This is a genomic window from Planobispora longispora, assembly GCF_016863135.1.
GTDB classification, from domain to species: domain Bacteria; phylum Actinomycetota; class Actinomycetes; order Streptosporangiales; family Streptosporangiaceae; genus Planobispora; species Planobispora longispora.
The window spans coordinates 1-20,306 of record NZ_BOOH01000079.1 but is presented as its reverse complement, the minus strand read 5'-3'; the positions used below and the strand labels follow the sequence as shown (position 1 = coordinate 20,306).

The following is a 20,306-nucleotide window of genomic DNA, read 5'->3' as shown; positions in this document are numbered from 1 at the left end:
CTTCCGGGCATATCTCCGTTCTCGCGGCGTGGCTGGCCTCGCCCCGCTCACCGGGTGCGGCGGAGTCAGCGGCTGGGGACTTCGTGGGCGCGGAACTGGGCGTGCACGCGCTCCAGCAGCGCGGCGTCCGGCGGCTCGACGCCGGGCAGCGGATAGCGCAGCCCGAGCTTGGTGTACTTGCCCTCGGCCATCCGGTGGTACGGCAGGACGTCGACGTGCTCGACGTTGGGCAGCGTGGCCACGAACGCCGCCAGCCCGTCGACGTTCTCCTCCCGGTCGGTCAGGCCGGGCACCAGGACGAACCGCACCCAGGTGGGGCGCTCCAGCTCCGCCAGGCGGCGTGCGAAGCGCAGGGTGGGCGCCAGGTCGTTGCCGGTGACGCGCCGGTAGATCTGCGGGTCCCAGGACTTGATGTCCAGCAGGACCAGGTCGGCGTCGGCGAGCATGGCGTCGGTGGCGCGGTGGCCGAGGAAGCCGGAGGTGTCCAGCGCCGTGTGCAGGCCCATCTCGCGGCAGCGGCGCAGGAACTCGCCGGTGAAGGCCGGCTGCTGCAGCGGCTCGCCGCCGCTGACGGTGACCCCGCCGCCCGCGACCTCGATGAAGCGGCGGTAACGCGCTGCGCGGGCGACGAGCTCGTCGACGGTGGCCGGGGTGCCGCGGCGCTGCTGCCAGGTGTCGGGGTTGTGGCAGTACAGGCAGCGCAGCGGGCACCCGGCGGTGAAGACCACGAAACGGGTGCCCGGCCCGTCCACCCCCGTGGAGATGTCCCAGGAGTGGACGGAACCGGTCACGGCGCCCTTGTCGGGGCCGGCCTCAGAGCGAGCCGTGGAAGGTGCGGTTGACGACATCGAGCTGCTGCTCCCTGGTCAGGCGGACGAAGTTGACCGCGTATCCGGAGACCCGGATGGTGAGCTGGGGGTACTTGTCGGGGTTGTCCATCGCGTCGAGCAGGATGTCGCGGTTGAGGACGTTGACGTTCATGTGGAAGCCGCCGCCGTCGAAGTAGCCGTCCAGCAGCCCGGCGAGGTTGCCGATGCGCTCGGCGGCGGTACGGCCGAGCCCGGCCGGCGTGACCGTGTTGGTCAGCGAGATGCCGTCCCTGGCCTGCTCGTAGGGGAGCTTGGCCACCGACAGCGCCGAGGCGACCATGCCGTGCCGGTCGCGGCCGTTCATCGGGTTGGCGCCCGGGGCGAAGGGCTCGCCCGTCCGGCGGCCGTCGGGGGTGTTGCCGGTGTGCTTGCCGTACACCACGTTGGAGGTGATGGTCAGCACCGACTGGGTGTGCTCGGCGTCGCGGTAGGACGGATACTTGCGGATCTTCTCCATGAAGCTCCGCACCAGCCCGACCGCGATGGCGTCGGCCCGGTCGTCGTCGTTGCCGAAAGCCGGGTAGTCGCCCTCGACGACGTAGTCGACCGCCAGGCCGGTCTCGTCGCGGACGACCCGCACGCCGCCGTACCTGATGGCCGACAGGCTGTCGGCGGCCACCGACAGGCCGGCGATGCCGCAGGCCAGGGTGCGCTTGACCGGGTAGTCGTGCAGCGCCATCTCGATGCGCTCGTAGGCGTACTTGTCGTGCATGTAGTGGATGACGTTGAGGGCGTCGACGTAGGTCTCGGCCAGCCAGTCCATCATCCGGTCCATGGCCGCGGCGACCTCCTCGTAGTCGAGCCGGTCGCCGGTGAGCGGTGGGAGCGCCGGGCCGACCTGCTCGCCGGTGATCTCGTCGCGGCCGCCGTTGATCGCGTACAGCAGGGTCTTGGCCAGGTTCACCCGGGCGCCGAAGAACTGCATCTGCCGTCCCACCGGCGCGGCGGACACGCAGCAGGCGATGGCGGTGTCGTCGCCGTACACCGGCCGCATCAGCTCGTCGTTCTCGTACTGGATCGAGCTGGTCTCGATCGAGACCCTGGCGCAGAAGCGCTTGAAGCCCTCCGGCAGCGCGGGCGACCACAGCACCGTCAGGTTGGGCTCGGGGGCGGGGCCGAGGTTGTAGAGGGTCTGCAGGAACCGGAAGCTGGTGCGGGTGACCAGCGGGCGGCCGTCGGAGCCGATGCCGCCGATCGACTCGGTGACCCAGGTCGGGTCGCCGGAGAACAGCTGGTCGTACTCGGGGGTGCGCAGGAAGCGGACGATCCGCAGTTTGATCACGAAGTCGTCGACCAGTTCCTGGGCGCGCGTCTCGTCGATCGTGCCCTCCGCCAGGTCGCGCTGGAGGTAGACGTCGAGGAAGGTGGAGGTACGGCCCAGCGACATGGCGGCGCCGTTCTGCTCCTTGACGGCCGCCAGATAGCCGAAGTACAGCCACTGGATCGCCTCCTGGGCCGTGGTGGCGGGCCCGGAGACGTCGAAGCCGTAGGCGGCGGCCATCTGCTTGAGCTCACCCAGCGCGCGGATCTGCTCGGCCAGCTCCTCCCGGTCGCGGATCACGTTCTCACGCGAGGGCGCCTCGTCCAGGGTGGCCAGCTCGGCCCGCTTGGCCGCAATCAGGTGATCCACGCCGTAAAGGGCAACACGCCGGTAGTCACCGATGATCCGGCCGCGGCCGTAGGCGTCGGGCAGGCCGGTGATGACACCCGAACGGCGGGCCGCACGGATTCGCGGGGTGTAGGCGTCGAACACGCCGGCGTTGTGCGTTTTGCGGTACTCGGTGAAGATCTCCTTGACCTGCGGGTCGAGCGTGTACCCGTAGGCCGCCAGGCCGTTCTCGACCATGCGCAGCCCGCCGTTCGGCATGATCGCCCGCTTCAGCGGGGCGTCGGTCTGCAGGCCGACGATCAGCTCGCGCTCCCGGTCGATGTAGCCGGGGGCGTGCGAGGTGATCGAGGACGGGGTCGAGGCGTCCACGTCGTGGATCCCGCGCGCCCGCTCCTCGGGGAACAGCGCGGTCAGGCGGTTCCAGACGGCCAGCGTGCGCTCGGTGGGCCCGGCCAGGAAGCCCTCGTCCCCGGTGTAGGGGGTGTAGTTGGTGTGGACGAAGTCCCGCACGTCGATGGCCGAGCACCAGACGCCTCCGCGGAAGCCGCGCCAGGCGCCTTCCTCGGCGACACGTCCGGTCTCAAGGGTGATGCTCATGACGGAACCTCCTGCGAACTTCGGTGGCGATTCCATCTTCGGCAGCGGGGCTCCGGACGGCCGGAGGAAGACGTCCCCGAGGCGGGGGACCTTGGTCACGAGCGGCTGGAGCCCGTCGGCCCTCCGGCGGCGGACGCGGAACGCGTGACCCCGCACGTCCGGTGGATCGGATCGTGCGGGGTCACGGTTCGGCGGGGGCACGGCATGCGGGACCGCCCCCGTGGGTCACGCCGCCTGGAGCAGCTCGGGGACGGGGCGGCGCGGGGCGCGGGGCACGGCGGGGCCGTATCCGAGGCGGATGATCATTTGGGGGTGGCCGCCGGGGTGGCGGGGATCGGTGTGGCGGCGCATGTCGCGCAGGTCCAGCGGCTGGTTGAGGAACGAGGCGGACAGTCCGTGCACGGTGGCGGCCAGCAGGAGGCGCTGCAGGGCTTGTCCGGCGCGCAGCCAGTCGGCCGGGCCGTCGCCGGGGGTGGTCAGGACGGCCAGGCGGGGACGGTCTTCGAAGCGGGCCCGCTCCCTGGTCGCCCGGGCGAAGTCGCGCACGGGGGCCAGGTCGCCGATCGGCCGCGGTCCCTGGACGTAGGGCGGCACGCCGTCGGCGTGTGACGGCCCGCAGGTCCACCGGGTCAGCTCGGTGCGGTAGCCGGTGTTGCCGGTGAGGGCTTCGGCGGCGGCGGCGATCTCCTCCAGCAGTGCGGTGATGGCCGGGCCGGGTGGGAAGATCAGGCCGGCTCCCTCCGTCCGGGCAGCTGTGATCAGCTCGTCCGTGATCGTCTGCGGGATTGGGAAGGACGGGAATCGGGGATGGTGGCAGTCACTGAGTGTCATCACTTTTCTGAATATCTGGGGGACGCGCGGTGGGAGGGCAACTTCGGGTGATCCGGCAGCGGATCCGCTCTGTCCGCTCCATAGCCAAGATCACACGGGCGCAGGAACTCATCGCCACCTCCCGGGTGTCGAAGGCTCGGGACCGTGCTGCGGCGGGGGAGCCGTACGCGCGTGAGATCGCCAGAGCGGTCTCGACCCTGTTGAGCCACCGTCCGAACGCCGATCATGCGCTGCTCAACCTCCGGCCCGACACCGCGCGGGTGGCGGTGCTGCTGATCACCGGTGATCGGGGGTTCTGCGGAGGCTACAACAACAATGTGCTCCGGCAGGGGGAGGCGCTGGCCGCCTTGTTGCGGCAGCAGGGCAAGGAGCCGCTCTTCTATCTGACCGGCCGCAAGGGCATCGAGTGGTACCGCTTCCGGGGCCGCCCGGTGGTGCGCGAGTGGGTGCAGATCTCAGCCGCGCCGTCGTACGGTGCGGCGGCGGAGATCGGCGGGGAACTGGTCGGAGCCTATGACACGCCGACCCGGGCGGGCGGGGTGGGCGAGGTGCACATCGTGTTCACCGAGTTCGTCTCGATGCTGACCCAGCGCACGACTGTCCGGCGGATTCTGCCCATCGAGGTGGAGGAAGAAGCTGTTCCCCCGGGTGAGCGGTCTCCGCGGGCGCCGTTCGCCTTCGAGCCCTCTGTCGACGCGGTCTTGGACGTTTTGCTCCACAGGTACGTTAATGCCCTCATCTGGCACATGCTGCTCACCTCGGCCGCAGCCGAGCAGGCTGCCCGGCGCACCGCGATGATGGCGGCCACGGAGAACGCCAGGCAGATCATCGGTGAGCTGACCCGTCAGGCCAACGAGGCTCGCCAGGCGGAGATCACCACCGAGCTGACCGAGATCGTCGGCGGCGCCGCCGCGCTGTCTGATCCGAGGAGGCGGTGAGGGATTTGCGCGGGAAGATGAGGTGGGAGGCCGGCACGGCCAGTTGGAGCGGGACTGGGGAGTGAAGGCGGCGTCTCGGATGGAAAAGATCTACCTGCCATCGCTTGGCGTGCCATCAGAAAAGGGATGAAAATATCCAAAACTCTGTTTGTCGCCGGAGGAAGCGCATATGGGTCTGTCTGTCCGAGAGAAGCGTGTCCTCACCGCGATCGCCGGGCAGTTCCGGACGGAGGAGCCGGATCTGGCTCGTTCCCTCGTTTCCTTCGCGACCGGCACAATCCCCACCGAGATCCTGCCCTCCCGGCGGCACATGCTCGTTGTCGCGCTACTGGCGGCGCTCATGGCCGTCATGGCCGTGGTGCTTCCGTCCCTGGGAGGCGTCGGCGGTGACTCCATCGCCGCCACGCACGCGCAGCACGGCGGCTGACCTTCCACCACTTCGCTGACCGAGGGTCTCACCACGTTCGGCAGCGGAAAGCCTCCGGCGCGTCCGCAGCGCGGGGCATCCGGTCCGGGCCTGAAATGGGCCGGCTTGCCGGGCTGTCATAGCGGTGGCCCGGGTCGAGCATCACCCCGTGGTCTCGCGGATTCCGAAGGCCGGGAACCTCCGGTTCGGAAAGCGTCGCCGATCCCCGGTTCTGACCGCCTCGAGCGGTCACGGGCGACGCCGAGTGGTTGAACGGTGTCGACCGAGTCCACCGGCACGGACCGCCGCCAGCACTCGTCAGCGGCGTCGGGGCACCGCCTCACGTGAGCGTGCGAGATGAGCACGCAACCTTCACGCTCGGCCTCCGTGCAGGAGGTCAGGGACGAGTGGGCGGAGAAAGAGGGACGGAAGTCCCATCGGTCAGGGCCGTTTTCCTGCGACACGCGGTCAACGGAAAAGGTCAAATGATGACAGATTCCCGGCTGTTGGGCAGACGCACCACGGGTCACATGAGACCCGGGACGGTCACCGGCCACCGCGCCGTCCATGCCGAGAGGGCCACCGCCGACCGGGCAGGTGGTCGCATCACTGTCAATCGGGAAACACCATGAAAATGACAGAAGGCGGACCGCTCCCTGGGGTGGCCGCCGCTGATCACACCACAGCGGCGGGAGGAACGACCCCGCGCGCCGAAAAGGGCACTCGCCTGGGACTGCCGCAAGCCGTCGCACTGGTCGTCGGCAACATCGTGGGCACCGGGATCTTCCTGCTCCCGGCCTCGCTGGCGGCCTTCGGGACCGTGAGCATCCTGGCGTTCGGCATCGTCACCCTCGGCTCGCTGGCCCTGGCCGTCGTCTTCGGACGGCTCGGCCGCCGCATCCCGGCCTCGGGCGGGCCCTACGCCTACGCCCGTGACTCCTTCGGCGAGTTCCCGGGCTTCCTCAACGCCTGGTCGTTCTGGATCACCGCCTGGGCCGGCAACGCGGGCATCGCCGTCGCCTGGGTCGGCTACGTCGTCTACTTCGCCGAGGCCGCCTTCGGCCTGGACTGGAGCGGCACCGGCGCCCAGGTGGTCATCGGGCTGATCGGCCTGTGGATCCCGGCGCTGATCAACCTGGCGGGCGTCACCAAGATGGGCGCCTTCCAGCTGATCACGACCGTCCTGAAGTTCGCTCCGCTGATCTTCGTGGCGATCGTCGGCCTGTTCTTCATCCAGGCCGACAACTTCGGCCCGTTCAACGCCACCGACGGCTCGTGGATCGGCGCCGTCTCGGTGGCCGCCGCCCTGGTGCTGTTCGCCTACTCCGGTGTGGAGAGCGCCAGCATCGCCGCCGAGAAGGTCAAGGACCCCGCGCGCAACATCGGCCGTGCCAGCGTCTACGGCACCCTGGCCTGCGCGGCGCTGTACATGCTCGGCACCGTCGCGGTCTTCGGCACCGTCCCGCACGAGAAGCTGGTGAACTCCACCGCGCCCTTCGCCGACGCGATCAACGCGATGTTCGGCGGCAGCGCCTGGGGCATGGTGATGGCCGCCTTCGCGATCATCTCCGGCATCGGCGCGCTGAACGGCTGGACCCTGCTGGTGGCGGAGATGCCGATGGCCGCCGCCCGCGACGGTCTGTTCCCGAAGATGTTCACCCGGATGCGCGGCGGCAACGTGCCCTGGGTCGGCATCGTCGTCGGCACGGTCCTGACCTCGATCACCTTCGTGATGGCCTTCGCCGCCGAGAACGCCTTCAACACCATTCTGCTGCTGGCCACCTTCACCACGGTCGTGCCCTACCTGTTCTCCGCCGCCGCCCAGCTGTTCTGGCTGGTCACCGGCGAGCGGCAGGTCAGCAGGAAGGGACTGGGCTGGAACCTGACGCTGGCCGTCGCAGCCCTGCTGTTCACCTTCTGGATGATCTTCGGTGCCGGCGGCGACGCGGTCTTCCAGGGCACGCTCATGCTCCTGGCCGGCATCCCCGTCTACATCTGGGTCAAGGCCTCGCGCGGCGAGTACGGCCCGAAGGAGATCACACGCACCACGGGAGAACTCCGATGAACTTCCACGTCGGCTCCGAGGTCGGCCGGCTCCGCCAGGTCATCCTGCACAAGCCCGAGCTGTCGCTGAAGCGGCTGACCCCGTCCAACAAGGACGAGCTGCTCTTCGACGACGTGCTGTGGGTGCAGCGCGCGGTGGAGGAGCACGAGGAGTGGCAGCAGGTGCTGCGGGACCGCGGCATCACCGTGCACCTGCTGACCGACCTGCTGCGCACCACCGTCGATCTCCCCGAGGCGCGCAAGCACATCCTCGACGGCAGCGTCGACGAGCGCTTCTTCGGGCCGATGGCCACCGACGCGATCCGCAACACCCTGGACGGCCTGGACACCGTCATGCTGGCGCGGTTCCTGACGGGCGGCATCACCAAGCGGGAGATCATGGAGCTGGGCTGCGAGCCCAAGAGCGTCGCCTTCCACGTGCTGGAGATGGACGGCTTCGTGCTGCCGCCCCTGCCCAACCACCTGTTCACCCGGGACACCTCCTGCTGGATCTACGGCGGGGTGTCCATCAACGCGATGAAGAAGAAGGCCCGCCAGCGCGAGACGGTCAACTACGAGGCGATCTACCGCTACCATCCGATGTTCGCCGCCGGCTACGACCGGCCCGGGGCCGAGGGCGGCTACCACGTGTGGATGCCCGGCATGGCGGCGGCCCCGGCCACCATCGAGGGCGGGGACGTGCTGGTCATCGGGCGCGGCGCCGTACTGGTCGGGATGAGCGAGCGCACCCAGCCGCAGGTCGTGGAGACCCTCGCCACCCGGCTGTTCGCCGAGGGCGCGGCCAAGAAGATCGTCGCACTCAACATGCCGAAGGCACGGGCGTTCATGCACCTGGACACGGTCATGACCCAGGTGAGCGAGGACACCTTCACCAAGTTCGCCGGGCTGGGCATGCTGCCCTCCTACACGATCGAGCCGGGTGACAACCCCAAGGAACTGAAGATCACCGATCACGCTCCGGAGGACATGCACCGGGCCATCGCCGCGGCCCTGGAGCTGGACGACATCAAGGTGCTGACCGCCACTCAGGACGTCTACGCGGCCGAGCGCGAGCAGTGGGACGACGGCTGCAACGTGCTGGCGATCGAGCCGGGTGTGGTGGTGGCCTATGAGCGCAACACCACCACCAACAACTATCTGCGCGCCAACGGGGTGGAGGTCATCACCATCCGCGGCAGCGAGCTGGGCCGGGGGAGAGGCGGCCCGCGCTGCATGAGCTGCCCGATCGAGCGCGACGGCATCTGAGCACGGCGCACTCCTCCTTCACCGCACCACCCCTTCCTGCCGGCACCCCGCTCCCCGCCCCGGCAGGAGCCCTCAACGCACCGATCCCCCGGGGGATCCTCATCACGGAGCCAACGACATGGCATTCAACCTGCGCAACCGCAGCTTCCTGAAGGAACTCGACTTCACTCCGGAGGAGTTCCGCTACCTGATCAAGCTCGCCGCCGACCTCAAGGCCGCCAAGTACGCCGGCACCGAGCGGCAGCGGCTCAGGGGCAGGAACATCGCCCTGATCTTCGAGAAGACCTCCACCCGCACCCGCTGCGCCTTCGAGGTCGGCGCTCTCGACCAGGGCGCCCACGTCACCTACCTCGACCCGTCCGGCTCGCAGATGGGCCACAAGGAGTCGGTCAAGGACACCGCCCGGGTACTGGGGCGGATGTACGACGGTATCGAGTTCCGCGGCCGCAAGCAGACCCACGTCGAGGAGCTGGCCGCCTACTCCGGCGTGCCGGTCTGGAACGGCCTGACCGACGAGTGGCACCCCACCCAGATGCTCGCCGACATGCTCACCATGACCGAGCACAGCGACAAGCCCCTCCACCAGATCTCCTACGCCTACCTCGGCGACGCCCGCAACAACATGGGCAACTCACTGCTGGTCACCGGCGCGATGCTCGGCATGGACGTGCGCCTGGTGGCGCCCCGGTCGTTGTGGCCCGACGAGGTCACGGTCGTCAAGCCCGCCCGGGAACTGGCCGAGACCACCGGCGCGCGCATCACCGTCACCGAGGACGTCGCCGAGGGCGTACGCGGCGTCGACTTCCTCTACACCGACGTGTGGGTCTCCATGGGAGAGCCCAAGGAGGTCTGGGAGGAGCGTATCGAGCTGCTCATGCCGTACCAGGTCAACGCCGCTCTGGTGGCGGCGACCGGCAACCCGGCGGTGAAGTTCATGCACTGCCTGCCGGCCTTCCACAACCGCGAGACCGCCGTGGGAGACGAGCTGTTCGTCAAGACCGGCCACGAGGCGCTGGAGGTGACCGAGGAGGTCTTCGAGTCGTCCCGGTCCATCGTCTTCGACCAGGCCGAGAACCGTCTGCACACCATCAAGGCCGTCATGGTCGCCACCCTGGGGGGCTGAACGATGCGCGTACTGGTCGCCCTCGGCGGCAACGCGCTGCTGCAGCGCGGGCAGAGGCCCGACGCCGACCTGCAGCAGGACAACGTCGCCGTCGCCGCCGCCGCCCTGGCCGAACTGGCCCGCGAGCACGAGCTCGTCATCACCCACGGCAACGGCCCGCAGGTCGGGGTGCTGGCACTGGAGAGCGCCAGCGACCCCAACCTCAGCCGGCCCTACCCGTTCGACACCCTCGGCGCGCAGACGCAAGGCATGATCGGCTACTGGATGCTCCAGGCGCTGCAGAACGCGCTGCCGGGCCGCCAGGTCATCTCCATGATCAACCAAACGCTGGTCTCCGCGGTGGACCCGGCCTTCACCGAGCCGACCAAGTTCGTCGGCCAGGTCTACGACCGGGACGAGGCGCAGCGGCTGGCCGCGGAGAACGGCTGGACGGTCAAGCCCGACGGGCCGTACTGGCGCCGGGTCGTGCCCTCGCCCCGCCCGCAGCGGGTGGTGGAGACCCGGCTGATCCGCGGCCTGGTCCGCGACGGCGTCGTGGCGGTCTGCGCGGGCGGCGGCGGCATCCCGGTCATCCGCAACGAGAAGGGGCGGCTGCAGGGCATCGAGGCGGTCATCGACAAGGACCTGACCGGCTCGATGCTCGCCGAGGCACTCGAATGCGACGCCTTCCTGATCCTGACCGACGTGCCACGGGTCATGAAGGGCTTCGGCACCCCCGAGCAGCAGGAGATCCGCCACACCACCCCGCACGAGCTGCGCGAGCTGGACTTCCCCGCCGGGTCGATGGGGCCGAAGGTCGAGGCGGCCTGCCACTTCGTGGAGACCACCGGTGACATGGCCGCGATCGGCCGGCTGGACCAGGCCCAGCAGATCCTGGAGGGGACGGCGGGCACCATCATCACCCCCAACGCCACCTGGCCCCTGACCAGCACGTTGTGACCAGCGGGTCCCGGGCGGCAGTCCGCTGCCGCCCGGCAGGGGACGTACGGCGCGCGCGGGCGGGACGAAGGTCCCTGTCCCCGGTGGGGCCATGGCGAAAGGCTGGAGCCCCGACCAGAGATAGGGAGTGACCGAAATGGCGAAGGCAGCGCACGCCGCACTGGCCGCGCAGGACGTTCAGGTGCTCACCCGGGGCCGGGTGCCCCGTTCCGCGATCGAACGGGTCCAGGAGAAGATCGCTGCCCTTGACCGCCACTGCGGCGAGCCCATCCTGTTCACCCGAGTCAAGATCAACGCTCCCGTGAGCCTCGGTTCGGGCCAGCTCACCAGCGCCCAGGCCGTCCTCGACGTCAACGGCAGCCTGATCCGCGCACACGCCGAAGGGGAGACCGCCCACGCGGCGGTCGCCGAGCTCGTCGACCGCCTGAGGGCGCGGCTGGACCGGATCGGCCGGGACTGGGAGTCCACCCGCGACCGCCGCTACCGGGACCTGGACCGGATCGCCGCGCGGGACCGGATGGCCCAGGAGGACGAGACGTCCGAGGAACCGCTCGCCGGCTGAGTTTCGGCCGGGTCACCTCCCGTGTCGCGCCCTTCCCTCCAGAGAAGTGACCTTCGTCCCTCCCGTCTCGGGTCCTTGCGCGGCAGACCCGGGGCGGGACTCTCGCCGACAGTGGAGACGAGAGGGCAGCCACGAGCTCAACGAGGTGATTGAGATGACCGACTCCCGTACGGGAGCCGTCCCGCCCGCCGACGTCCGGACCGCGATCGACACCCTGGTGGGCAATGCGCTCAAGGCCCTGGCCGAATACGACTCCTTCACCCAGGAGCAGGTCGACCACATCGTCAAGAAGGCCTCCGTCGCCGCACTGGGCCGGCACGCCGAGCTGGCCGCCCTGGCGGTCGAGGAGACCGGCCGCGGGGTGTTCGAGGACAAGGCCGTCAAGAACATCTTCGCCTGCGAGCACATCACGCACAGCATGGCCGACCTCAAGACGGTCGGGGTCGTCTCCCGGGACGAGATCAACGGGATCGTGGAGATCGCCGACCCGGTCGGCGTCGTCTGCGGCGTCACCCCGGTCACCAACCCCACCTCGACGACCGTCTTCAAGGCGCTGCTGGCCCTGAAGACCCGCAACCCCATCGTGTTCGCCTTCCACCCGTCGGCGCAGCGCTGCAGCGCCGAGGCGGCGCGGACCGTCCGTGACGCGGCCGTCGCGGCCGGCGCCCCGGAGCACTGCGTGCAGTGGGTGGAGGAACCGTCGCTGGCGGCGACGTCCGCGCTCATGCACCACGACGGCGTCTCGACCATCCTCGCCACCGGCGGGAACGGGATGGTCAGGGCGGCCTACTCGGCCGGCAAGCCGGCCCTGGGCGTCGGCGCGGGCAACGTCCCGGCCTACATCGAGCGCGGCGCCAAGCTGCGCCGCGCCGTACACGACATCGTGCTCTCCAAGACCTTCGACCACGGCATGATCTGCGCCTCCGAGCAGGCGGTCATCATCGACGACGACGTCTACGACGATGTGCTGGCGGAGTTCCGGCGGCTGCACGCCTACGTGGCCACACCCGCCGAGAAGGAGAGACTGGAGGAGTTCGTCTTCGGCGCGACCGCCCGCGGCCGGGGGTGCGCGGAGGCGAAGCTCAACCCCGACGTGGTCGGCCGCTCCCCGGCGTGGATCGCCGAGCGGGCCGGCTTCGCCGTCCCCGAGGACACCTCCGTCATCCTGGTCCCGGTGGACGGAGTCGGCCCGGCGGAGCCCCTGACCAGGGAGAAACTCTGCCCCGTCCTGGCCGTGCTGCGCGCGGGCTCGCGGGAGGAAGGGCTGACCCTGGCCGAGCGGATGGTGGAGTTCCACGGGCTCGGGCACAGCGCGGTCATCCACACCGAGGACGCCGGGCTCGCCGAGGAGTACGGCCGGCGGGTGAAGGCGGTGCGGGTGATCTGGAACGCCCCGGCCTCCCAGGGCGGCATCGGCGACATGTACAACGCCTTCCTGCCCTCGCTGACCCTGGGCTGCGGCAGCTACGGCCGCAACTCGGTGTCGGACAACGTCTCGGCCGTCAACCTGATCAACATCAAGCGTGTGGGGCGGCGCAACAACAACATGCAGTGGTTCAAAGTCCCGGCGAAGATCTACTTCGAGCCGAACGCGATCCGCTATCTCGCCGACATGCCGGACGTCCACCGCGTCACCGTCGTCACCGACCCCGTCATGACCCGGCTGGGCTACGTGGACCGGGTCATCGACGTCCTGCAGCGCCGCGCCGAGCGGGTCGCCCTGCAGATCATCGACGACGTGGAGCCGGAGCCGAGCGTCGTGACGGTCGACCGGGGAGCCGAGCTGATGCGGGCCTTCCAGCCCGACACCATCGTCGCGCTGGGCGGCGGGTCGGCGATGGACGCGGCGAAGGTGATGTGGCTGCGCTACGAGCACCCGGAGGTCGTCTTCGCGGACATGAAGGAGAAGTTCTTCGACATCCGCAAGCGCGCCTTCCGGTTCCCGACGCTGGGGGGGCGGGCCCGCCTGGTGTGCGTGCCCACCACCTCGGGCACCGGCGCGGAGGTGACCCCGTTCGCCGTCATCACCGACTCGGCCACCGGCAAGAAGTACCCGCTGGCCGACTACGCGCTCACCCCGAGCGTGGCGATCGTGGACCCGGTGCTGGCGGCCGAGCTGCCCCGCGTGGTCACCGCCGACAGCGGCTTCGACGCGCTGACCCACGCCATCGAGTCCTACGTGTCGGTCTACGCCAACGACTTCACCGACGGCCTGGCCCTGCAGGCGATCAAGCTGATCTTCTCCCATCTGGAGCGGGCGGTGACGCGGGGCGCCGCCGACCCCGAGGCCAGGGAGAAGATGCACAACGCCGGCACGATCGCGGGCATGGCCTTCGGCAACGCCTTCCTCGGCATCGTGCACGCGATGTCGCACACCCTGGGCGCCACCTTCCACGTGGCGCACGGACGCACCAACGCACTCCTGCTCCCGCACGTGATCCGCTACAACGGCACCGTGCCGGCGAAGCTGTCCGGCTGGCCGAAGTACGAGGACTACCGCGCCCCGGAACGCTTCCAGGAGATCGCCCGCACGCTCGGCCTGCCGGCCGGGACGGCCGACGAGGGAGTCGAGTCCCTGGCGGCGGCGGTGGAGCGCCTGCGCGACGCGGTGGGGATCGAGCGGTCGTTCAAGGAGATCGGCGTCGACGAGCGGACGTTCCTGGACGCGCTGCCGCAGCAGGCGATCAACGCCTACGAGGACCAGTGCGCCCCGGCCAACCCGCGCATGCCGATGCTGGACGACATGCGGGAGCTGATGCGGGCCGCCTACTACGGCCGCCGCGACGGTGATGCAGAACGGGCTGCATGAGGGAGCAGATCACACGATCGGACAGGTCGCCGGGTCTGCCGCGCAGGTGGGTCCGGCGGCTTTCCCCCGGCCGGGAGGGGAACCGGTCCGGGATTCTTCGAGCAGTGTCTGAAAACCGTCCGACGTCTCTGCTGGAGGGCCCCGCACCGTGTTATCCCGAAGCGCTGCTTGGACACCGTCCCTGAGGACGCCTTACGCGGGCGATGGCCACCGTAAAGGCATGGATCAGCGGCATCCGGCCGACCCGGTCCGGGGTACTACCGGACCGGGTCGGCCGGCGCGTGGGTCACTCCTGTTCGGGAGTGAGCGGGAGGACCTCGCCGTCCTGCAGGTCGCGTTCGACCTCCACTGACCACTGCGCGGCGAGAGCGGCCAGTGCGCCGACTGCAGTCACGACAGGGGCGGCGATGAACGCCACCACCCCGACGGTGACCGGAACCTCCAGCACAGTGTGCCCGTGGGAGTTCTTCACGATGATCCGGCGGACATTGCCTTCGTGGATGAACTCTCTGATCTTCTCGGCGAGTTCCGCTCCGTGGACCCGTACCTCTTCCTTCGTGACGGTCATCTCCCGGCCTCCTCATCCTCCGTAATCCCTGCACTTCCAGCATGTCCGTCGGCCGCCTCGGGGACCGGGGACCAAGGTCCCGCCGGTGGCCGCCGTTGGTCCCCACCATCGGCGAGGAGGCCCCGCCGGGTACTTCCCGGTAAGGCCCAAAATCCCCTCTGACTGGAGACCATCGGGTGGATCTTCCCGCTGCGCCACTTCGGCGAGGCCGTGCGCGATGCCTTCTTCACCGTGGTGCTGCCGGTCCTGCGGCTCTTGCGAGGAACGGATCGGACGAGGTCGGGAGACGGCGGGATGTGACGGCACCGGTTCTCCCACGATCATGGGCTGGCGGCGAAGCCATACGCCCAGCGGTCACAGGCCCGCCCACCTGGTGGTGGTCAGCAGGTCACGTAGGCCCGCGGCACGCGTGTAGATCAGTGCGAGGAATTCGCCCTGCAGATCAGGCGGCAGGTCGAGGTCGACGAGACTCTCGCAGGCGGCGTAGATCACAGTGATCGCATTGCGCAGATCGGCTGACACCTGCTGGCGCTCATGCTCTCGTAGGCGCAGCCACCACTCATCCAGATCTCTCCAACCGGGAATCAGGCCGTCGCCGACTGGAGCCATCGCCGGGTCGGACGGCGGCCCCGGGGTGGCCCCAGCCAATTGTGCGGACGCTTCATAGCAAGGGCTGCACAGACGGTGGACCAGGCCCGTCACGGTATCGATGCGCACCGTACGGGCACGTCGCCGACAGCATGTGCGGTTGCTCAGGTTCACCATGGTGCAGCTGAAGTGAGTGGTCGGCTGGCACTCGGCCAGTGTGATTCCGTGGTAGGCCGCGGCGGCGGCCAGGGCATCATGGCTGTGGTCACCCAGCCACATCCGCCCCTGACGGAGCCGGTATGTCTCTCCTCGACCGGGTAGGTTCCCCAGCCACAGCACCCGCCCTCCGTGGCGGTCGTGCAGTTCCATGTGCTTCCTGACGTGTGATGCTTCGATGTGATCGACACGGCCGCAAACTGCGTCGACGCTATGGCTCTATCGGTAGCTGGGGTGTCTTTTCGCCCTCTGCCTCCTCATGGGTGGCTATCCGTCACCGCTCAGACAGCGCACCATCGGACCGTTCCATGGAGCGGCGAGGGGCGGTAACGTCTTCATCGCAGCCTCCCGGCCATGGTCTCCAATGTCGTGGCGTCGTCGTGGCGGCGGTTGCCGTAGGTCGACTCCACCAGCAGGGTGTCGGCCCCGTCGAAGGGTTCGGGCGGGCACGGGATCGGGTGGACGGGACGGCCCAGATCGCCGGTGTGGACCAGGGTCCGGCCGTCGTCGAGGGTTGCCTCGGTCCAGGCCGAGCCGAGGATGTGCCCGGCTCGGCGCAACCGCAGGCGCAGTCCGTCCAGTTCGACCGGGTCGCCGTGCTCGGCGGGGACGATCAGCTCCAGGGCGCGGGTGACGCCCTTGTCGTCGTAGAGCGGCAGTGCGGGGTGGTGCCGGGTCCAGCCGGCGGTGTTGGCGTGCTGGGCGTCGTCGGCTCACTGTCCCGGTGCCACCGAGGAAGGTCGAAGTCGAAGATCTCACACCGTCAGGTTCCACCGTGTCGGGAGCGGTACGGCAGGGCCGACTGTCCCCAGTGACAGGGACCTTGGTCCGGTGGGCGCACAGACCGGAACCTTGCCCCCGGGGAACGGGAGCCGTACGGGTTCTACCGGTTCACCAAGCCCGGGATGTCGTCCACGTTCGACTGGATCTCGTCGATGACGTCGATCACGCCGTTGACCCGCACCGCCATGCGCGCGGCGATCTGTGCCTCGCTGCGCCGCTCCATGCGGCCGGTCAGCCGTACCACGCCCCGGTGCACAGTCACCTTCACCTGGGAGGTGTCCACCCACAGGGAATGGTCCAGGACATCCGTCTGGATCTCCTCGGCGATCGCCGCATCGGAGCGCAGGAAGATCTTGAGCAGGTCCTGGCGGCTGACGATGCCCTGCAAGGCACCGTTTTCGTCGACGACCGGCAGGCGCTTGACGCCGTGCTCGTCCATCAACCGCATCGCGTACACCACGGCGGACTGCGGGCGGATGGTGACGGCCGGGGAAGTCATCAGCTCGGCGGCGGTCTCCCCACGCGCCTTGTCCAGGTTCTTGCCCTTGTCCTGACCGAGGCGGTGGCGCAACCGGGCGCGCAGCGGCGGCCGGTAGCCCTCCCGGTAGAACTGCTCCTTGAACTCCTCCTTGCACAACAGATCCGCCTCGGAGACCACACCGATGACGCGGTTGTCGGCGTCGACGACCGGCACCGCGCTCACGCCGTGGTTGACGAGCGTCTCGGCGACGTCCTTGAACGGCGTGGTGCCGTCGACGGACGCCACCTCGCGCGTCATGACCTCGCTGACCTTCACACGCATCGTGTCCTCCTTGGAAGGGCGGGGGTTCCTCCTCCATCTCACTGCGGCCCCCGCCGTGCGGGCAGGGACGGAAGTCCTTCATTACCGGGCTATCGCACCGTTTCGACGGGCCTTTGGCCTCTACGGCGCGCGGGGCGCCGCGCCGGACGATGAAGCCGGAAACCCGACGCTGGAAGGAACCACGATGAAGATCGGTATCAACGGGTTCGGCCGGATCGGCCGGGCCTTCCTGCGGCGCGCGCTGCCCATGGGCCTGGAGATCGTCGCGATCAACGACATCACCGACGCCCCGACCCTGGCGCACCTGCTGGCCCACGACTCCACCTACGGGACCTTCGGCCTGCCGGTCGCCTCCTCGGCCTCCTCCATCGAGGTCGACGGCCGCGCCATCCCGGTCACCGCGCACCGCGACCCGGCCGGCATCGACTGGACCGCCTACGGGGCCGACCTGGTCATCGAGGCCACCGGCAAGTTCCGCAGCCGGGATGAGGCGGCCGTCCACCTCAAGGCCGGCGCCCGCCGGGTGCTCATCTCCGCTCCGGGCAAGAGCGTCGACGCCACCGTCGTGCCCGGCGTCAACGACGCCGCCTACGACCCGGTCCGCCACGAGATCGTCTCGTTGGCCTCCTGCACCACCAACTGCGTCGCGCCGATGGTCAAGGTGCTGCACGAGAACTTCGGCCTGGTCAAGGGGTTCATGACGACGGTGCACGCCTACACCGGCGACCAGCGGCTGCTGGACGCTCCGCACAAGGACGCGCGCCGGGCCCGCTCGGCGGCGGTCAACATCATCCCCACCACCACCGGCGCGGCCCGCATGGTGGGCCAGGTCCTGCCCGAGCTGGCCGGGCGGCTGGACGGCATCGCGCTGCGGGTGCCGGTGGAGGACGGCTCGCTGACCGACCTGGCGGCGGTACTGGCCCGCCCGGTCACCGCCGAGGAGGTCAACCGGGCCTTCGCCGCGGCGGCCCAGGGGGAGCTGGAGGGGATCCTGCGCTACAGCACCGCCCCGCTGGTCTCCCGCGACATCATCGGCGATCCCGCCTCCTGCGTCTTCGACTCCGCCCTGACCCAGGCCGACGGCGAGCTGGTCAAGGTCTTCGGCTGGTACGACAACGAATGGGGTTATGCCAACCGGCTGGTGGAGACGGCCGCCCGCATGACCGCAGAAGGTTAGCCGGTGGCCGAGGCGACCAGTGTTCGCGATCGGCCTGCGGGGCGCTCACCGATGGCAGGCCACCGGCCTGCCGTCGGCTTCGCGAGCCGGCTTGTGGCATGACGGAGCCGCAGACGGCGTCGCGCGTCGTCATGACGGCATGCCTACAGAGTCATCCGGCGTGAGCCAGGCGTTCAGCCCGCTTCTTTATGCCCAGCAGCATCTTGCGCTCCATGATCAGACTGCCCGGTTCCATGATCAGAAGGCTGACCAGCCGCCCGAGCGGACCGGCGTCCGGTGTGGAGATGCGGTTGCGGCTGATGAACCTGGTCTCCTCGCCTTCAGGGCTGAGGCTGAAGGCCCACACCCAGTTGCCGTCCTCGGATCGGAAAACCAGCGCCTGTTCCGGCGCCATGACCTCCACGCGCATTCGAGGGCCGGTTGTCCCCAGCGGGAGGATGTCGCCGATCTTGAGATCCTGGAACTGCGGCAGGATCACATCGGCGCTGTGCATGTCCAGGCTGAAGAGGTTTTCGATCCAGTCATAGGTGTAGGCGCCGCCGCGGCCGCTGCCCATCTGCACCAGCCAGGGCCAGACCGCGGCGGGTGGCGCGTCGATGGTGACGGCGCGGGTGGCGACCAGGCCGGCGTCCGGCAGCAGCTCGTCTCCGGGCAGTGCGCGCTCCGCCTCCTCGGCGGTGGCTCCCCAGGTCAGGCACCATCTGCGCAGGAGCAGAGGGTAGGTTACCGCGGCGATGCCGACGATCAGCAGGCCGGTTCGGGCAGAGGACTTCAGTGCTCTATCCATCGGGGTCTCCTCGGCGTTCGTCTTTGACGCTATGCCTGCGACGGTGCCCTTCCCAGGGCGAAAACCCGGAGAATCGGCCGTAGGGCCGCGGGTTCTCCGGGTGGGCGAGCGCGGACTTCATTCGCGGAGCCGGGGAAGCGGCGCGATCCCGGAGGATGCAGAGGGTCGGTATCGGCTTCGAGGGCTCCCCGAGACATGGCGAAGAGTACGGCCGGTGCCGCGGCTGACGGCCGTACTCGGTGGGGCGATCACATCTCGAAGACCAACCGGGCCGGGACGGTGCTGTCGAGGACCTCGGCGAAGGAGGAGTTGATCTCATCGAGCTTGCGGGTCTCGTAGATCACCTTGGTCCGTCCGGCGGCGTGCAGGCGGAAGACCTCGGCCAGGTCGGCGCGGGTGCCGACGATGGAACCGATCACGCTGATGCCGCCCAGCACGGTCTCGAAGACCGGAAGGCTCATCGCGTTGTCCTTGGGCAGGGAGACCAGCACCAGGCGGCCGCCGCGCCGCAGGCAGGCGTGCGCCTGCTCCAGCACGCGCGGGCTGGCGGCCAGCACGATCGCCACGTCGGCCCCGCCGAGCGCCTTGATCTCGGCGACCGGGTCGCCGGTGGCGGCGTTGACGGTGTGGGCGGCGCCCAGCTGCTCGGCCAGGCGGAGCTTGTCGGCGGTGATGTCGACGGCGACGGTCTCGGCGCCGAAGATCTGCGCGTACTGCTGGGCCAGATGGCCCAGGCCGCCGATGCCGAAGACGGCGGCGCGCTCGGTGGGGCGCAGCCCGGAGACCTTGACGGCCTTGTAAGTGGTCACACCCGCGCAGGTCAGCGGGGCGGCCTCGGCGGGGGAGACGCCGTCGGGCACCGGGACCACGTAGTCGGCGTGGGCGACGGCGTACTCGGCGTGGCCACCGTTGACGGCGTAGCCGGTGTTGAGCTGGGACTCGCACAGGGTCTCCCGGCCGCTGACGCAGTATTCGCAAGTGCCGCAGGCATAGCCGAGCCATGGGATGGCCACGCGCTCGCCGACGGCGCGGCCGGTGACCGCCGAGCCGACCTTCTCGATGACGCCGACTCCCTCGTGCCCGGGGGTGAGGGGCAGCGCGGGCTTGACCGGCCAGTCGCCGTGGGCGGCGTGGATGTCGGTGTGGCACAGGCCGCTGGCCTCGATGCGGACGAGGACCTGGTGGGCCTCGGGCTCGGGGACGGGGATCTCCCGGATCTCCAGGGGCTTGCCGAACGCGGTGACGACGGCGGCGCGCATGTTCATGGTTCTCCCTCTCTTCGCTTTCGTCTCCGAGTCTTCGACCCGGCGGCCGGGTGGGGCAGGGCCGAAGGTCCTGGGCGATGCGGTCGTCGGTCACGGCCGGGCGGGTGAGAGGTCACGATCGGTTCGTT

18 protein-coding genes are annotated in these 20,306 nt (G+C 69.5%); 9 read left to right on the top strand and 9 right to left on the bottom strand.

The features are described from left to right. Nucleotides 1-65: 65 nt before the first annotated feature. From pflA to Plo01_RS39260, 3 genes are all read right to left on the bottom strand, one after another. Nucleotides 66-791 carry a pyruvate formate-lyase-activating protein gene (pflA, locus tag Plo01_RS39270; protein WP_203895891.1) on the bottom strand — a complete coding sequence of 242 codons (726 nt, stop codon included), beginning with the start codon at nt 789-791 and terminating at the stop codon, nt 66-68. A gap of 22 nt (nt 792-813) precedes the next feature. After that, complete coding sequence (gene pflB / locus Plo01_RS39265) at nt 814-3,075, bottom strand: formate C-acetyltransferase (protein WP_203895890.1); 2,262 nt, start codon at nt 3,073-3,075, stop codon at nt 814-816. Between the two features lie 225 nt (nt 3,076-3,300). After that, complete coding sequence (locus Plo01_RS39260; protein WP_203895889.1) at nt 3,301-3,906, bottom strand: nitroreductase family protein; 606 nt, start codon at nt 3,904-3,906, stop codon at nt 3,301-3,303. A 29-nt stretch (nt 3,907-3,935) separates the two neighbouring features. Between Plo01_RS39260 and Plo01_RS39255 the strand changes: the two genes are divergently transcribed. The 8 genes from Plo01_RS39255 to adhE all read left to right on the top strand — a co-directional run bounded on the left by Plo01_RS39255 (nt 3,936) and on the right by adhE (nt 13,992). Then, nucleotides 3,936-4,844: a F0F1 ATP synthase subunit gamma gene (locus tag Plo01_RS39255; RefSeq protein ID WP_203895888.1), complete on the top strand. Its 909-nt coding sequence runs from the start codon at nt 3,936-3,938 to the stop codon at nt 4,842-4,844. 169 nt (nt 4,845-5,013) lie between these two features. Then, on the top strand, nt 5,014-5,271 hold the full coding sequence (locus Plo01_RS39250) for a DUF3040 domain-containing protein (protein ID WP_203895887.1): 258 nt from the start codon (nt 5,014-5,016) through the stop codon (nt 5,269-5,271). 640 nt (nt 5,272-5,911) lie between these two features. After that, nucleotides 5,912-7,315 (top strand): amino acid permease, encoded by a 1,404-nt coding sequence (locus tag Plo01_RS39245; protein WP_239317929.1) that lies wholly within the window; start codon nt 5,912-5,914, stop codon nt 7,313-7,315. Next, complete coding sequence (locus tag Plo01_RS39240) at nt 7,312-8,559, top strand: arginine deiminase (protein ID WP_203895885.1); 1,248 nt, start codon at nt 7,312-7,314, stop codon at nt 8,557-8,559. The genes Plo01_RS39245 and Plo01_RS39240 overlap by 4 nt, the downstream gene beginning before the upstream one ends. Before the next feature lie 118 nt (nt 8,560-8,677). Further along, nucleotides 8,678-9,682, top strand: coding sequence for an ornithine carbamoyltransferase (argF, locus tag Plo01_RS39235; protein ID WP_203895884.1), 1,005 nt, complete (start codon nt 8,678-8,680; stop codon nt 9,680-9,682). Between the two features lie 3 nt (nt 9,683-9,685). Then, nucleotides 9,686-10,621, top strand: coding sequence for a carbamate kinase (gene arcC, locus Plo01_RS39230; protein ID WP_203895883.1), 936 nt, complete (start codon nt 9,686-9,688; stop codon nt 10,619-10,621). A 136-nt stretch (nt 10,622-10,757) separates the two neighbouring features. Continuing rightward, nucleotides 10,758-11,183 (top strand): HPF/RaiA family ribosome-associated protein, encoded by a 426-nt coding sequence (locus Plo01_RS39225; RefSeq protein WP_203895882.1) that lies wholly within the window; start codon nt 10,758-10,760, stop codon nt 11,181-11,183. A gap of 46 nt (nt 11,184-11,229) precedes the next feature. Then, a complete protein-coding gene (gene adhE / locus Plo01_RS39220; RefSeq protein WP_275415463.1) occupies nt 11,230-13,992 on the top strand; it encodes a bifunctional acetaldehyde-CoA/alcohol dehydrogenase in 2,763 nt (920 codons plus the stop codon). A 286-nt stretch (nt 13,993-14,278) separates the two neighbouring features. Here adhE and Plo01_RS39215 read toward each other — a convergent pair whose 3' ends face one another. The 4 genes from Plo01_RS39215 to Plo01_RS39200 form a co-directional block, all read right to left on the bottom strand. Further along, nucleotides 14,279-14,560: a DUF4342 domain-containing protein gene (locus tag Plo01_RS39215; RefSeq protein ID WP_203895880.1), complete on the bottom strand. Its 282-nt coding sequence runs from the start codon at nt 14,558-14,560 to the stop codon at nt 14,279-14,281. A 354-nt stretch (nt 14,561-14,914) separates the two neighbouring features. Beyond that, nucleotides 14,915-15,517: a histidine kinase gene (locus tag Plo01_RS39210; protein WP_203895879.1), complete on the bottom strand. Its 603-nt coding sequence runs from the start codon at nt 15,515-15,517 to the stop codon at nt 14,915-14,917. 182 nt (nt 15,518-15,699) lie between these two features. After that, nucleotides 15,700-15,924: a hypothetical protein gene (locus Plo01_RS39205; RefSeq protein ID WP_203895878.1), complete on the bottom strand. Its 225-nt coding sequence runs from the start codon at nt 15,922-15,924 to the stop codon at nt 15,700-15,702. A 323-nt stretch (nt 15,925-16,247) separates the two neighbouring features. Next, a complete protein-coding gene (locus Plo01_RS39200; protein ID WP_203895877.1) occupies nt 16,248-16,949 on the bottom strand; it encodes a CBS domain-containing protein in 702 nt (233 codons plus the stop codon). A 184-nt stretch (nt 16,950-17,133) separates the two neighbouring features. Between Plo01_RS39200 and gap the strand changes: the two genes are divergently transcribed. After that, a complete protein-coding gene (gap, locus tag Plo01_RS39195; RefSeq protein ID WP_203895876.1) occupies nt 17,134-18,126 on the top strand; it encodes a type I glyceraldehyde-3-phosphate dehydrogenase in 993 nt (330 codons plus the stop codon). Between the two features lie 151 nt (nt 18,127-18,277). Here gap and Plo01_RS39190 read toward each other — a convergent pair whose 3' ends face one another. Next, nucleotides 18,278-18,913 (bottom strand): hypothetical protein, encoded by a 636-nt coding sequence (locus tag Plo01_RS39190; protein ID WP_203895875.1) that lies wholly within the window; start codon nt 18,911-18,913, stop codon nt 18,278-18,280. Between the two features lie 248 nt (nt 18,914-19,161). Continuing rightward, nucleotides 19,162-20,178, bottom strand: a complete 1,017-nt coding sequence (locus tag Plo01_RS39185) for a zinc-dependent alcohol dehydrogenase (protein ID WP_239317927.1) — start codon at nt 20,176-20,178, stop codon at nt 19,162-19,164. Nucleotides 20,179-20,306 lie beyond the last annotated feature (128 nt).